Origin of the sequence: Rhizobium sp. Root149, assembly GCF_001427345.1 — a bacterium.
In the GTDB taxonomy this organism is placed as follows: domain Bacteria; phylum Pseudomonadota; class Alphaproteobacteria; order Rhizobiales; family Rhizobiaceae; genus Neorhizobium; species Neorhizobium rhizoryzae.
In genome coordinates, this window is sequence record NZ_LMGD01000026.1 from 20,522 (window position 1) to 33,925 (window position 13,404).

A 13,404-nucleotide genomic window follows, 5' to 3' on the forward strand; every position below is an offset into this window, starting at 1 on the left:
CTCAGTTGTTGGGATCGGGAGCCTGTTCTTCGGCGACTGTGCCACGATAGGCGGCATCCGTCAGTCGCCCGAGGACCTGCAGATAGGCCACCAAAGCGTCCATTTCCGTAACTTGGGTTGTCACGCCGTCGAACGTGCTGACTTGTGTTGCCTCGCCGTAACGTTCAGCGACTCCAGCGGCAAACGGAGAGTCTGGCGAGGCCTGACCCATGGCATCCTGCGCGGCATTCGCCACCATCTCGTCGCTGTAAGGCACACCCAGCGCTTGCTGTGCCTGCAGATGAAGGTCCAACTCATCCACGTCGAGAGGGTTACGTGCAAGCCAGGGGTATGCTGGCATGTTGGACTGTGGAACGACGTCGCGCGGATTGGTTAAATGTGCAACGTGCCAGAAGTCAGAGTACTTGCCGCCAATGCGTGCAAGATCGGGGCCGGTCCGCTTTGAACCCCACAGCATCGGGTGGTCGTATTTGGATTCGACTGCCAATGAATAAGGTCCATACCGTTCCACATCATCGCGCAGGGTGCGGATCATCTGACTGTGGCACGCATAGCATCCTTCGCGGATATAGATGTTACGGCCGGCCAGCTCCAGAGGAGTGTAGACACGCATGTCCGGCGCGTCCTCAACCGTTTCGTCGATCGTGAAGAGTGGCGCGATCTCGACGATACCACCCACACTTGCAGCAGCAATGATTGCAAACACAAATCCAACTGCCGTGCGTTCCAGCTTTCGGTGAAAGAGTTCTCTCATGCCATCACTCCGCCGGCGCCGTGGCTGGATTGTTGGTCACGGGTAGATCCTGTTCCGCGCGTGACAAGGGTGCTGCACGTGCCGTCATCCAGATATTATAAGCACCGACAATGGCCCCGATCAGGAAGAACAATCCGCCCACCGTACGAGCAATGTAATAGGGATACATGGCGACAAGCGAGTCGACGAAGGAATAGGCGAGCGTGTCTTCAGCTGTATAGGTTCGCCACATGAGCCCCTGAATGATGCCGGAGTTCCACATCGCAAACACGTAGATCAGGGTGCCAATCAATGCGAGCCAGAAATGGACCTCCACGAGGGTCGCCGAATACATTCGCTCACGCCGCCAGAGAGTCGGAACAAGCGTGTAGAGAGCGCCGAAGGTGATGAACGCCACCCAACCTAAGGCGCCGGCATGCACATGGCCGACGGTCCAGTCCGTGTAGTGCGACAGCGAGTTGACTGGACGTATCGCAAGGAAAGATCCCTCGAAAGTCGACAAGCCATAGAAGATCGCGGCAATGAACATGAAGCGCAAGGTGGCGTCGTCGCGAACCCTATGCCACGCCCCGTTGAGGGTCAGAAGCGCGTTGCCGGCCGAAGCCCAAGATGGAACAAGCAGCATCACGGAGAAGGTCATGCCGAGGTTTTGTACCCAGTGCGGCAGGGCTGTGTAGTGCAGGTGGTGGGAGCCAGCCCACATATAGAAAAAGGTGATGCCCCAAAAGCTTAAAATGGAGAGACGGTAAGAGAAGATTGGACGATCTGCCCGTTTGGGCAGATAGTAGTAAAGCATGGCCAGAAAGCCTGCGGTCAGGAAGAACGCAACGGCGTTGTGGCCATACCACCACTGCACCATAGCATCCTGCACTCCGGGCCAGACGGTATAGCTTTTAGCACTCGCAAGCGAGATTGGTAGCGCAATGTTGTTCACTATGTGCAGTATGGCAACGACCAGGATGAAGGCCATGTAATACCAATTTGCGACATAGATGTGCGGCTCTTTGCGCCGCGCCAGAGTGCGAATGTAAAGTGCGAAATAGGTAACCCAGACCACAACCAGCCACAGATCGGCGTACCATTCCGGCTCGGCATATTCCTTAGACTGCGTCAGGCCCATGAAGTAACCGGTCACTGCCAGCAGGCAAAACAGGTTATACCCAAAGATCACAAACCAGGGGCTGAACTGGTCTGCTAGTCTCGCACGTGACGTACGCTGGACCACGTGAAAAGACGTCGCAATGAGAGCATTGCCGCCGAAACCGAAGATCACGCCAGTGGTATGGGCTGGACGGATCCGGCCGAAACTGGCCCAAGCTGTATCGAAGTTTAGCGACGGCCAGGCCAGCTGCGCGGCGGCCCAGACGCCTATGAACATGCCGAAGACTGCCCAGATCATAGTGAAGGCCACACCGACCTTGATTGGATCGTCATAATAGCGCGACAGCCGTTCCGGATCCGGTTCCCGTTCGAAAAGCCCAGATAGAACAAGGGCAAGCAAGGCACCGCTGTAGAGCAAGACGAGCAAGCCATGCACGCCTAGCGGATCGGCGCGACCGGCCGCTGCCATTGCTATTCCGATAACGGCCAGCACTGTCAGTACAATAGCAGCGAGCTGCCGCTCGCCTGAGGTTAACCGCCCAATCAAGTCGCCTCTCCCTCTCCTGCTTCTGTCAGACACGGCTCAGCGCCGCCATTTCGGACATAGAACGATGTGTCCGGAGCGACAACCGAAAGAGGCGGTTTTTTCAGCTACTGACGAGGAATTCGCCACTTACTTGATGATCGTCAAGAATGCGCGCTAGCCGCGCCAACACGTTCATTTGATTTTGCTGCGGTGAAGCACCGTAACGGTTGATACAGGTCAAACTGCTGGTTTTTAGCCGAGTTATCGTAGAAGCTTCAAAGGTGTGAGCCATGGCCGACCCGCTTATGATAAAATTCATCGAAGAACAGATCCGTATCTATGATGCGATGATCGAAGAACTCGAGCGGCACCACCCTGAGCTCCCCCGTCACACGGAGTTGACGGATTCAGAGGCACCTCAAACGCGAGAGCTTAAGAACCTCAAGGCGTCGCGCAGGACGCTGCAAACCATGTTGACTTGAAGTCAACGCGACTGGCCTGCTGCCGGAAGACGCAACGCCGTTCAAGGGCAAGATGAATGAGGCTGTCAAGGTTACCTTCGACACAGCCGGCGCCTATGTCATGAAGCGTGCACCTCACTTCGGAATGCTGGTAGCGCTTGTTGTCGTCGATGATCCAGCAACAAAGACGCCGTCAAAGCGGCGAAGCTGCCGAAGAAGGCGCGCGAGCGTTTCGATGCCGGCCTCTCCAAGAAAGCATGTTGATGATCAGCAACCCGTCTCGCGCTGGTTTTCGCCAGCCCGAAATCACAATTTAGCCCGGACCCTTTGCGCTCGGCACACTCGATGCTGAGGGTTTTTAAGGCCTCAAGTGCACCCCAAACTTTACCTTGGGAATGGTTAACCCAATCTATGTAGGTGACCGCGAAGCAAACTTGGATTAGGTGGAAGCCGTGAAATTGCCTGCCAATTCCAGACGCGAATGGCGGAACTTTTGGCTCAGGCAACCGGTGAATGAAAACGGCTTACCGGTGAAGCCTTTGTGGAAGACAAAGGTACTGAACGTCGGACTTCTTAGCTTGTGCCGGAGCGACGCCTCGCGCCGCTCCGCGGCTCTTTGACCGGTCTCGGTGCTCTAATCGGCTCTCCACGTCGAGCCGAACTTCCACCCTTGTTGGCGGTTGCGGCCAATGTGAATGGCGATACGCCTGGACCCGCACCCTCTCCCGCTGGCATCAGCAGATCCAGAACGGCTCATGTATTGGCGGTTCCGCGTGGGTTCAGCCGATCGCCTATGCCGAACGCGAAGACGGGCTCGGGGCACCCGAGTGCGGTCACCCGCAGAACCGGCGGATTGTTCGCTGTCGCCTCCGCGGAACTCGCGATCCGCTCCGGTGATGATCCGAGCGCCTGGGCGAAGGCTTTACCTGAAAGCCGCCTATCTCCACGGAGCAGAGCCGCGCCTCGGCCCGCGTGGCGAACTGCTGCGGCACCCTTGCCTTCCCGGATTTTCACGCCAGCCGCCGAAAGCAGTATTAGCGCTTTAAGCAGGTCTTTCAGTGCATCCCCCTTCTGCAAAGCATGCCACAACCCTTCCCACGCCTCATGAGCTTCCCAATAGTAGCCATGATTAAAGAGGTCGCAGCCCCATAAGAATTCTTCGGCTTCAAGCGACGCATTAACCGGTGCAGTCTCTTGCTTGTAGCTGTGGCCATCAGGATCGCGCACGGGGTGCGGCTGCCGACCGGGCAGGTAAGCGTAACGGGGGAAACACCGGTGCGGAACAATACGAATTTGCCTCATACTTTGACCATAACGAGCTGCTTGCTTGGGAAAGACATGGTGCGTCGGGCACGATGACGTCTAAGTAGTAGCTTTTACTGAACCGGCGGCGCAGCATCCCAAGGCCTAAAACTACCTCAAACGCCTACATAGACTGGTACGGACGCCTCGGCCACCTGCGCCTGGATAGACGAACGCAGCGTGCTGTAATTCCAGCCGCCCTTGTGCCTTTTGCGCCGCCAAACCAGTTCAAGCCAAAAGAGGCTGTCACCGTCAACTAAGACCGGGTGCCACGCGTACCAAGGCTCCCATTTGTGCGGAACATCAGCGACATATCTCATGATGGATCTCCCGTTCAGCCCGTACCTGTCCAAACATGCATCAAGAGGAACCCACTCGCCGCGACGCTTGAGGCTAGGCCAACAGGTGGATGAGGATAAGGAAGCAAGGCCACGAGAAGGCCCAGCGTTGAGATCAGGCTGCCTCGGATGGGGCCATAATGCTTGTACGTCAGCGCGAAGGCTGCAAGAGCAACTGAGGTTGCAATCGTAGCGCTGATCAGTCGCCGCCGCTCCATCTTGATGTCGGGGTCAAAGATCGCAACGAACTGGTTCCAGCTTAGGGCGATCGCGATCACCAGCAAAAATGGCCTGATAAAAAGGAGATCTATGCCAACGCTGTCCATCTCATGCCTCACGCATCGAGGTGCCATGAAACCAGACTTCGCGACCGCTCTCGCACTATCAAACTCTGGTCCGTGACAATGACGTCCATGGGAATGTCATGCGCCTGAGGGCGGATGCTCTCCATCCTCTGGAATTCGTATCCAACACCGATGACCAATGGCCTGGAACCAAGGGATGCGAGAGTGCGATCGAAATAACCTCCTCCGAAGCCCAGCCGATAGCAGTCGCTGTCAAAGCCAATGACCGGAGCTATGACAATATCCGGACGCTGCTCCTCAAGTCGTATGGGAACAGGGATATTGAAGACGCCTTTCTCCAGGGCTTCTCCCCGACGCCAAGGACGAAACACCAGAGGGCAGTTCTTCTGAATCACCACTGGTAGCAAGCAGGTGGCTCCCCGCGCGTCGAGCGAATGCATCCAGTCGCGCAGATCTGGCTCCCCCGCCAATGGCCAGTAAACGCTGATCGTTTTGTTCATTGAGTGGGGGAGCAGGCTGTCAAGGCGGCGACAGAGGGAGCGCGTGCGCTCCTCTCGCTCCACCAGAGGCCTCTGCGTCCTTATTTCGATTAGACGCCGCCGCTCCTCCCGTCGCCAAGCGACAACATCTGGCTCCTGAGGCTCAAGCCCCATATACGCGGGATCGACTTCGTGCATCAGACAGGCAGGTGAAGCGAACTCTGGATTGTCGTTCTCTTCGTCGTTGGACATCATGAAAACCATTTCCTCTCGCACATCATAATTCGAACAATGGCCTACCACGGTCTCTTGAAGAACTCTGCGTGTTAGGAATAATAAGCGCAGTTCATTCTCGAAGCGAGAACAATAATTGCACGAAGCAATTTTAGAAATCTTTTTGTCTGTCGCGGAAGAGGGCAGCGTAACCCGCGCTGCCCGAAGGCTTGGTCGCGCGCCGTCCAACGTCTCGACGCGCGTTCAGCAGCTTGAAGAAGATCTCGGAACCAATCTGTTCAGTCGTGAAGGCAAGAAAATGAGCCTGACCCGCGAGGGCAGCTTGTTCTTGCCCTATGCCAAGCGCCTCAGGGCGCTGGCGCGTGAGGCGCGCAAAGCGATGAAGTCACCTGTCGGCGGGGCTGTCTTGAGAGTGGGCACGATGGAAAGCACTGCAGCCAGCAGACTTCCTCCCGTCCTTAAACACTTTGCCGATTGCCAACCTGAGGTGCAGGTGGCGCTCACCATCGCCGCGAGCCGCGAGTTGATTGCCTCGGTGGTCTCTGGAGACATCGACTGTGCGTTCGTCGCGTTGCCTCCCAAGCAAATGCAGCAAGAGTGGCACAGTACCAAAAGCTTAAAGGTTCTATGCGCGACCTCCGTCTATACCGAACGTCTTCTTTTGGTTCTGCCAAACAGCCACCCGCCGCTCAATGGGGCGGAAGATGTACAACTGGAAACCCTTGCAGCACTGGAGCCGGGTTGCACGTACCGCAATGTTGCAGAGCGATGGCTGGGACTGGGCGCTCCGGTTCGCACGACTGAAGTGAGCTCCTACCATGCCATCATCGCGACTGTGCTTGGCGGTCATGCGGTCGGTGTCATCCCCGAGAGCGTTCTCGCTATGTTGAACTGGGCGTCGGAGGTTCGGACGCACGAGATAGCGAATGTCGAGACGGTGTTGGTTACCAAAAGCGATACTCGCTCTGACGTTTTTGAAGCCTTTCGAAGCGCTATTGCTTCGCAATCTCACAACAGCTCGTCCGCAGCAGTGCTCACGCACTAATCCTCGAGACCCGTTCCGCTATGACGCTTTTCTACCCGCCAAAGGCGCCCCGGCGCCGCCGCAACCGGATCTTCCAGCCTATCCTCTTGGGTGCGACCTTAAGAGATCGTCTTCTGGGTTGCTTTGGCGCCCTGGCGGCTATTGCGCTCACCGGGATGATCTCCGCGTTCCTGTTCAATGGCAGTTCGCAGCTCCCATTACTGGTGGCGCCGATGGGCGCCTCTGCCGTACTCCTCTTCGCAGTCCCTGCGAGCCCGCTCGCGCAGCCGTGGCCAATCATTGGAGGAAACACGATCTCCGCCGCTGTGGGGCTGTTGGCGGCAATGCTGATCAAGGATCCCGTTCTGGCGACTGGTGTTGGCGTCTCTCTTGCCATCGCAGCGATGTCTTTTACCCGCTCGTTGCATCCCCCGGGAGGTGCAGCGGCGCTGACCGCTGTGCTCGGCGGCTCTGCCGTGACCGGCTGGGGCCTGCTCTTTCCGTTTGTCCCCGTCGCCCTCAATTCTTGCCTGTTGGTGGTCTTTGGCCTTCTGTTCCACAAGCTTTCCAGCCATACCTATCCTCATGTAGCTGCACCGGCAGGGAATGTTCATCAGACGCGCGACCTTCCGTCTGATCAGCGACTGGGGTTTGGGGAGGCTGACATCGACGCTGCCCTGGACAAGATGAACGAGGCTTTCGACATAGGCCGTGACGATCTCGGCCGCCTGTTGCGGCAGGTAGAACTTGAGGCGGTGGTGCGGTCGCACGAAGAGGTCCGCTGTGCGGATATCATGTCGAAAGACGTGATTTCGATCAGAGCTGAACGGAGCGCCAAGCAGGCGCAATGGCTGCTCCTCAAGCACAACATCCGCACGCTTCCTGTCGTCGACGCAAATGGACGACTAGCTGGGACGGTAGGACTACGCGAGATCGCCACCAGGACCGGCCCTTTGTCGGCCATGGCCTCCAAGGCTATTACGGCGTCTCCAGAAGACCCTGCGCTGGGCCTGGCTTCCTCGCTCACGGATGGCTGGCATCACGCTGTCATCGTGGTTGATGATCACGATCGGATACTGGGGCTTGTTTCGCAAACCGACCTGCTCTCTGCCGCCATGAAGCATCTTTCGGTGCGACACGCAGAAAACGGGAAGGCCGCTTAGCGGATAAGGTATCCCGCTCGGTCTCATCCTCTGGGGGAATGATAGATGGCTCAACCGCTGTCGTAGATAGGAGCCTTGGCAATGACCAAACCCAAGTCGGCACGTACGGTCTCGGTATCGCAGGGCATTGGACAGGATACTTCATTTGGCGCGGTAACGCCTCCCCTCTACCTGTCCAGTACCTACACCTTTGAAGGCTTTGGACAAGCGCGCGAGTACGAATACTCTCGCACACGCAACCCAAGCCGGGATCAGCTAGCTGCCACGCTCGCTTCTCTAGAGGGAGGCGCGCTCGCCATTGTGACGGCATCCGGCATGGCAGCGCTCGACTTGGCACTCTCGACGTTGCGGGCCGATGACCTCCTGCTTGCTCCCCACGACTGTTATGGCGGGAGCTACAGGTTGATCCAAGGTCGAGCCGAACGCGGTCATTTCAAGGTGCTGTTCGTCAACCAGAACGATTCGCTTATGCTGAGAGAGGGCTTTGGGCATCGTCCCAGGCTGGTGCTCGTTGAAACTCCGTCAAATCCCTTGATGAGGGTGGTGGACATCGCAGCAATCGCCTCCATGGCGCGCGAGGCCGGGGCCAAGCTTGTTGTGGACAACACCTTCCTGTCCCCTGCGCTGCAAAACCCGCTTCTCCTTGGAGCGGATTACGTCGTCCACTCAACCACCAAATACATCAACGGCCATTCTGACGTCGTCGGCGGCGCCTTGGTGACAGCAGACCAAGCAGATGGGGAAGAGCTGTCAGCCTGGGCAAATCTTACCGGCGTTACAAGTTCTCCTTTCGATGCCTATCTGACCCTCAGAGGAGTGCGAACGCTGTTTCCTCGCATGGAGGCACAGCAGAGAGCCGCTATGGCGATTGCGGAGTTCTTGGCTCCTCATCCTGCCGTGGAGCACGTATATTACCCCGGTCTTCCGGCCGATCCAGGCCATACGCTAGCAGCGTCGCAGCAGAAGGGGTTCGGCGCAATGCTGAGCTTCGAAACAAGCTTGGGTGGATCGGCTTTGCAGAAGTTTATCAGCACCCTCAGGCTCTTTACGCTGGCCGAGTCACTAGGTGGGGTGGAGAGCCTTATCGCTCATCCCGCGACCATGACCCACCTCGGCATGGGCGAGGCAGCGCGCGCTACCGCAGGCATTTCAGATGCTCTCCTTCGGTTGTCGGTTGGTCTAGAGGAGCCGGCCGATCTTATCGATGACCTGTCCGAGGCTCTGGACGCAGGACGGGCAGCACCGTGATGAGCAAGGACAGGGCATGTCCGGCTGAAAGCGGGCCGTCGGTGCAAACTATCGGCCTCTTCGGGGAGCGCCGCTGGTGCTGACCTGAAATGGCTTAGACCCGTGCAACGGGCGGATTAACGAAATGCAGATTACTTGGGAGCACCAGATGATCGAAGACCTCTTCACCCGCAACAAAAGATGGTCTCAGGAGCGCCGATCTGAAAGGCCTGATTATTTCGAGCGCCTATCGAAGCTGCAGCAGCCGGAATATCTATGGATCGGCTGCTCTGACAGCCGGGTCCCTGCCAATGTCATTGCCGGGCTAGAGCCCGGTGAGGTGTTCGTCCACCGCAACGTCGCCAATCTCATTCACCCCGCCGACCTCAATATGCTTTCCGTCGTAGAGTTTGCCGTCTATCAGCTTGGCGTGAAGCATATAATCATCTGCGGGCACTATGGTTGTGGCGGTATCCGCGCAGCAGTTGCGGATGAAAGCTTCGGGTTGATAGATCATTGGTTACAGCCAGTGCGGGATGTTGCGGATCAGGAGTTCGCCTGCACTGAGTGCTGGAGCGATCTCGACCTGGATCGGCTGTGCGAAGCTTCAGTTCGCGCCCAAGTCGACCGTATAGCTCGCACCCCGACGATGCAATCAGCCTGGAAGGCCGGCAAGAACGTCTCCATTCATGGTTGGGTGTACGGCCTGAAGGATGGTCTGCTTTCGGATCTTGATTGCACGATTGTCGGTGGGAGCCGCGGAACCTAGATCCGGTCTTCCTGAACCTTTTGCAGAATTCACTTTCAGTCGACTTTCGACGCGCTGCCGAGGCGAAAGCCGCTGCTGGCAAATGCCGCACATCGCTGGACCGATGCGAGCTAGCTCAGCTTCCGCTCCATCGTTTCACTCCCTCCGCTCTCCTTGTAGCTTTTGGAGGATGTCGATCAACTGCGGCGCCATTTCCCGGATCTCGGTCAAGTGGATCGAACTGAGCTTTTCAAGGATGTCATGAGCCTTGTCCGTCAGAACGATCGTGTGGCGGCGGCGATCTGTTTCGTCAACACGACGCTCCACGTAGCCGCTTGCCCCGAGACGCCGGACCAGCTCCGTCGCGGAGTGTGCGCGACCATTGATCTGGTTGCCAGCATGCCGATTGTCATTGCCCCTCCACGACGTCCTCTGATCGCCAGGAGAGCCTGATGCTGCTGAGCCGGCAGGCCCTCCCGCTGGGCGGCTGACGTGCTGAAGTCCATGAACCGACGCAGCGTGTAGCGCAGGTTCGAGAAGTTTCATGGTCCTCATCGCTGAGTTTGACCTCTGACATTTCGCGCTCCCTTACTCACACGGGCGTTAGCGTACGACAGTGCCTATTCATATGGAAGAACACTGAGTTTAGCAGACGTTGCACCTCTTGAAGGCAAAGGTCTTGAATGCAGCCAATCGGCTTGCTGGTTTGCCCCGCCGCGGTTATAGGAAAAACTCTAAGCTTTGTTCTACTGTATCGCTTGCAATAAAAGAAAACTGCACCAAGCTGGGGTTCATCGGCGCGGGTTCGGATCCCTCAGTTTTTTGCGAATACTAAAGAGCACCTTTGCTTATCAGCGTTCTGACTTAGTGACCAAAGATAAAATGGGTAAATGGATATAGTAGGATGAAGAATATTATCGTTGCCGCCTCAATTACGTTTAATTTCGCATCCGCTTGCTATGCCCAAGCCCCACTAACTGATGAAGCCACTCTGCAAATTGTAAGCGCAAAGTTACTTGAGCTGCAAGAATCAAATCAGCGCCTTCTTAATGCAACAAACCCAAACATCATGAAGCGACTCATGATCGAAAGCCTAGAAACTGTTCATGAGCTGCAGGCTGAGCTTGCTGAAAGCCGTTTCATAAAAGTTCGGGGTTTCGCAGTCACAGCCCAGGGCGCAATATCAGTAGATCTAGAATACATCGAAGAACAATAGCACGAAACCTTCCCCTTCTAGCGCCAGACCAGGTATTTGTAGGGGCACCTGCATTGAGAGAGGCAACTCGCCCTGGCCGCAGGCGCGATCGATATGAACCTATGCTGATCCTCTCAGCCTAGCCTTTCTCGCACGCACCATTGCAAGACCATCTCAGCTTCGGCGGAACACTCGCCATCGCCTTGGGAAGTGGGTCCCTCGGCAAAATAACACCGTGCCCTTCTCACAAACCAGGTCTTGATCACCGCACTCGTAAAGGCAGATGGTGAGGGACGTTTGGAGGAAAGGCTTCGCACTCCTCTTGAAGCTCAAGCTACTGGTCATCGATGACTCGGCTATCTACTTTCGACCCGAATGCTACACACCTCTTCCAGTTGGTATCTCGTCGTATTAGCGCTGCGACATACTTTTGACGTCAAACCGCAGTGTGAGCGAATGGGGAACAGCTTTCGGTGATCCTTCGTTGCTGCTGCATTCCTTGATCGCCTACTGCACCACAGCCACGTCACACCATTCGCGGTGACAGCTATCGGTTACGCAAAACGTGGTCTAGTTTACCTGTTGCCCCGGCCCAACTCCCGATGTCATTTGACACGATGCTCCAAATCATAGCTCGATAGATCCTGCAGGGGACACCATCGGGCCGGGCTGCAGGCTAGCCGCTTATCATTGACAGCTTGCTCGATGACGCTTGAATAAGCGCGGCAAGATCATTGTTCGAAACGGTGGTTACTGCTTCTTCTAAAGTAAACCAGCGTCGCTTCCGTTCTGCGCACTCCTGCCAACGCACCAACGTCCCACGAACCTCAAGGGGAAAGACCCGAACGCGTCTCCTCATTTGCGGCTCTTTGCGTGTAGCATACTCAAACTCGCCTATCGCTGCTGCAGCTACTATGCCAATCACTCCAGCTTCCTCCAGTGCTTCTTGAGTCGCGGAGCAATATTCAGATCTGCCTGCAATGGGCCAGCCTTTCGGTATAATCCACTGACGACCACTCCGCGAGGTAATCAACATGATGCGCAGGCTTCCGCTTTTGGAGACGCGCCACGGCAGGGCACCAACCTGGCGCATCGGTTCACTCCTGAAGCTCAAGGCACACCGCAGGTCGGTGTCGACGCCGGGCACGAATGCATCCCCGGCGTCGAGAAGCTGCTTGCGCCGAGCCATTAGGCTGCACTCGGCCCGGGATCATCGTCCGGCTCGCGCACCAGCGACCTCAGTCGTGGCTTGAAGGTGAGCACTTGCGGGGCGTTATCGATGGCCTCCGAGGGTGCTGCGTGGGATCTCTCAGTCTTGCTCTCACGTGCCTCCGGCTGGTAGGTTACTGTCACGACCTGCAATACTTCCAAGCCGCCGTCCTCGAGGTAACACTCGACCTTCTCACCCTCAGCGAGGCCCAATAGCGCCAGCCCACGCATAGTGTGGACGGAGAGCGCGAAGTCAGGCAGACCTTCCGGGCTGCTCCTCACAAGCACATGTAGCCAAGTGTCCTGCCCGTTCACGGTATACAAAACGTGGCTATCTAGCGTCACAACATCTGAAGGAATATCATCTTTGAAGTATATTTCGGCGTGGTTCAGTTTTTCGCGCAGGAACGCTCTAAACAGCCCCGGCGTCTCACAATATGCGTGAAGCATAGACATCAGCACGTTGACATCGCCCGCTGTCAGTTGACAGAAGGATTCTCTGGACATTTGATTTCTCCGAAAAGATTCTGGGTTAAGGCGGCTTCTCCCTGGCCTAGCTCACGCTAGACCAGGGCTAAGATCCTGCGGCCAGGATCTCGTTTCGCCAGCGTAGTTCTTTTGGTGCCCCAAGCTTTGCTGCAGTCATGAAACAACATCCAGACCTAAAGCGCGCCGCTTCAACTCACGAGCAGCAATCGAGACGTTGATAGAAATTTTACAAGCGTAGCTGTTCTCAAAGGACGAGCTCGGGTTACTGATCTCAGAGACTGACGATGCCAATGTTGGTCGCAAGTTATGGCGGCTTCTTTCGTTGCGGAAGAACCTCCCTCCTTCTGTAAAGCCGAGCCAGATGCTCTGGTATGACGGTTGAGCCTTGAGCGATCTGAGCGCGTCAAGATACTGTCCTCCACCATACGATTGGGATCCTTCAATCAGTGCTCTTCCTAAGGATGTCCGGTCGATGGTTGGACGTTTCCAGATGAAGAAGCGGTTCTGTACGAGGTCCATGTACTCGTCGAGAGCGGGGATGGGGATCGTTTCAGTCGCGATCGGATGAAAGAACAGGAAAGGATCGCTCTCTTCAGCTGCGGCACCAGCCTTGAAGCTAAGGACCTCTTCGATAGAAGCTGGGATCTCCGGCCAAGCGTTCAAGACGGATGAAGTGACTTGAGGTGCTACGTTCGCCTTCCGCCAGAAAGCATGGATCACCGCCAACACTATCCACCTAGGCATCCCTGCCACGGCATCTGCCGCTTTGACAACTGCCGCGAGGGAGGCTTCGTCTTCACCCAAGATAGCGGCAAGATCCGCTAGAACGGCAGGATCAGGACCTAGTTC

Annotated in this window: 15 protein-coding genes; 6 read left to right on the forward strand and 9 right to left on the reverse strand. The window is 56.6% G+C overall.

Features of this window, described 5'->3' with window-relative positions:
• Position 1 precedes the first annotated feature (1 nt).
• Both ccoO and ccoN read right to left on the reverse strand, forming a co-directional pair.
• Positions 2-754: a cytochrome-c oxidase, cbb3-type subunit II gene (gene ccoO, locus ASD54_RS25145; RefSeq protein WP_062557355.1), complete on the reverse strand. Its 753-nt coding sequence runs from the start codon at positions 752-754 to the stop codon at positions 2-4.
• 4 nt (positions 755-758) lie between these two features.
• Entirely contained in the window at positions 759-2,399 is a 1,641-nt protein-coding gene (ccoN, locus tag ASD54_RS25150; protein ID WP_062557468.1) for a cytochrome-c oxidase, cbb3-type subunit I, read from the reverse strand.
• A 272-nt stretch (positions 2,400-2,671) separates the two neighbouring features.
• Here ccoN and ASD54_RS25155 point away from each other — a divergent pair, with 272 nt between their 5' ends.
• Positions 2,672-2,863, forward strand: a complete 192-nt coding sequence (locus ASD54_RS25155; RefSeq protein WP_062557356.1) for a hypothetical protein — start codon at positions 2,672-2,674, stop codon at positions 2,861-2,863.
• A gap of 732 nt (positions 2,864-3,595) precedes the next feature.
• On the opposite strand, the gene ASD54_RS25160 is transcribed toward ASD54_RS25155, so the two are convergent.
• The 3 genes from ASD54_RS25160 to ASD54_RS25175 all read right to left on the reverse strand — a co-directional run bounded on the left by ASD54_RS25160 (position 3,596) and on the right by ASD54_RS25175 (position 5,518).
• Positions 3,596-4,069 (reverse strand): DUF309 domain-containing protein, encoded by a 474-nt coding sequence (locus ASD54_RS25160; RefSeq protein WP_062557469.1) that lies wholly within the window; start codon positions 4,067-4,069, stop codon positions 3,596-3,598.
• Between the two features lie 409 nt (positions 4,070-4,478).
• On the reverse strand, positions 4,479-4,760 hold the full coding sequence (locus ASD54_RS25170; RefSeq protein ID WP_156379374.1) for a hypothetical protein: 282 nt from the start codon (positions 4,758-4,760) through the stop codon (positions 4,479-4,481).
• Between the two features lie 56 nt (positions 4,761-4,816).
• Entirely contained in the window at positions 4,817-5,518 is a 702-nt protein-coding gene (locus tag ASD54_RS25175) for a 5-formyltetrahydrofolate cyclo-ligase (RefSeq protein WP_062557470.1), read from the reverse strand.
• Between the two features lie 118 nt (positions 5,519-5,636).
• Here ASD54_RS25175 and ASD54_RS25180 point away from each other — a divergent pair, with 118 nt between their 5' ends.
• The 4 genes from ASD54_RS25180 to ASD54_RS25195 all read left to right on the forward strand — a co-directional run bounded on the left by ASD54_RS25180 (position 5,637) and on the right by ASD54_RS25195 (position 9,683).
• Positions 5,637-6,545: a LysR family transcriptional regulator gene (locus ASD54_RS25180; protein ID WP_062557359.1), complete on the forward strand. Its 909-nt coding sequence runs from the start codon at positions 5,637-5,639 to the stop codon at positions 6,543-6,545.
• Between the two features lie 20 nt (positions 6,546-6,565).
• Positions 6,566-7,687, forward strand: a complete 1,122-nt coding sequence (locus tag ASD54_RS25185) for an HPP family protein (protein ID WP_062557360.1) — start codon at positions 6,566-6,568, stop codon at positions 7,685-7,687.
• 81 nt (positions 7,688-7,768) lie between these two features.
• Positions 7,769-8,935, forward strand: a complete 1,167-nt coding sequence (gene metB / locus ASD54_RS25190; protein ID WP_062557361.1) for a cystathionine gamma-synthase — start codon at positions 7,769-7,771, stop codon at positions 8,933-8,935.
• Between the two features lie 124 nt (positions 8,936-9,059).
• Positions 9,060-9,683 (forward strand): carbonic anhydrase, encoded by a 624-nt coding sequence (locus tag ASD54_RS25195; protein ID WP_244484852.1) that lies wholly within the window; start codon positions 9,060-9,062, stop codon positions 9,681-9,683.
• 135 nt (positions 9,684-9,818) lie between these two features.
• On the opposite strand, the gene ASD54_RS25200 is transcribed toward ASD54_RS25195, so the two are convergent.
• Entirely contained in the window at positions 9,819-10,208 is a 390-nt protein-coding gene (locus ASD54_RS25200) for a MarR family winged helix-turn-helix transcriptional regulator (protein ID WP_348272052.1), read from the reverse strand.
• Between the two features lie 358 nt (positions 10,209-10,566).
• Here ASD54_RS25200 and ASD54_RS25205 point away from each other — a divergent pair, with 358 nt between their 5' ends.
• On the forward strand, positions 10,567-10,878 hold the full coding sequence (locus ASD54_RS25205) for a hypothetical protein (protein WP_062557363.1): 312 nt from the start codon (positions 10,567-10,569) through the stop codon (positions 10,876-10,878).
• A 655-nt stretch (positions 10,879-11,533) separates the two neighbouring features.
• Here ASD54_RS25205 and ASD54_RS25210 read toward each other — a convergent pair.
• From ASD54_RS25210 to ASD54_RS25220, 3 genes are all read right to left on the reverse strand, one after another.
• Positions 11,534-11,950 carry an NUDIX hydrolase gene (locus ASD54_RS25210; RefSeq protein ID WP_156379375.1) on the reverse strand — a complete coding sequence of 139 codons (417 nt, stop codon included), beginning with the start codon at positions 11,948-11,950 and terminating at the stop codon, positions 11,534-11,536.
• 95 nt (positions 11,951-12,045) lie between these two features.
• Positions 12,046-12,573, reverse strand: coding sequence for a hypothetical protein (locus tag ASD54_RS25215; RefSeq protein ID WP_062557365.1), 528 nt, complete (start codon positions 12,571-12,573; stop codon positions 12,046-12,048).
• Positions 12,574-12,708: 135 nt separating this feature from the next.
• Entirely contained in the window at positions 12,709-13,359 is a 651-nt protein-coding gene (locus ASD54_RS25220; RefSeq protein ID WP_244484853.1) for a hypothetical protein, read from the reverse strand.
• Positions 13,360-13,404: the final 45 nt, after the last annotated feature.